We start from the raw sequence: 540 nt of genomic DNA on the forward strand, positions 1-540 counted from the left end.
CGAGGGCGTGCTGCGCTCCTTCCGCCAGTACCAGAAGCGCCTGGCGGGCGCCCGCGAGCGCTCGCTGTCCACCGGCGCCGACCTGCCGGACGACCCGAGCGTGGTGTCGTACCTGGTGGCCGCGGCGNNCCCGGCTGCGGGACGAGCTGAAACTCCTTCGCGCCGAGACGGCCATCATCCGTAATCTGCCGTCGTTGCCCGCGTTCGAGCTGACGCGGACGCCGACCAGTCTGAACTGAGCCCGCACCGGCACCTAGGCACTTGGGGAACCGCACTCCTGATGGCGAAGAAGTCGAAGAAGCAGCAGTCCGGGGGGACGCCCGCGACGGTCGCCCTGACGGCGGCGGGCGTGGACTTCACGGTCCACGCCTACGACCACGACCCCTCCCATCCCTCCTACGGCGAGGAGGCGGCGCAGGCCATGGGCGTCTCCCCCGACCGCGTCTTCAAGACCCTGGTCGCCGACGTGGACGGCTCCCTGGTGGTCGGCGTGGTCCCGGTGGCCGGCTCGCTGGACCTGAAGGCCCTGGCGGCGGCGGT

At 71.9% G+C, this 540-nt stretch carries 1 protein-coding gene and 1 pseudogene; both read left to right on the forward strand.

The features are described 5' to 3' along the window. Positions 1–239 (forward strand): annotated as a pseudogene (locus CCN44_RS28350) (LON peptidase substrate-binding domain-containing protein); the annotation flags it as partial. 41 nt (positions 240–280) lie between these two features. Continuing rightward, positions 281–540 (forward strand): YbaK/EbsC family protein (locus CCN44_RS28355; protein ID WP_462509658.1); only part of this gene is annotated, 260 nt, incomplete at its 3' end.

Origin of the sequence: Streptomyces tricolor, assembly GCF_002155905.1 — a bacterium.
Lineage (GTDB): Bacteria > Actinomycetota > Actinomycetes > Streptomycetales > Streptomycetaceae > Streptomyces > Streptomyces tricolor.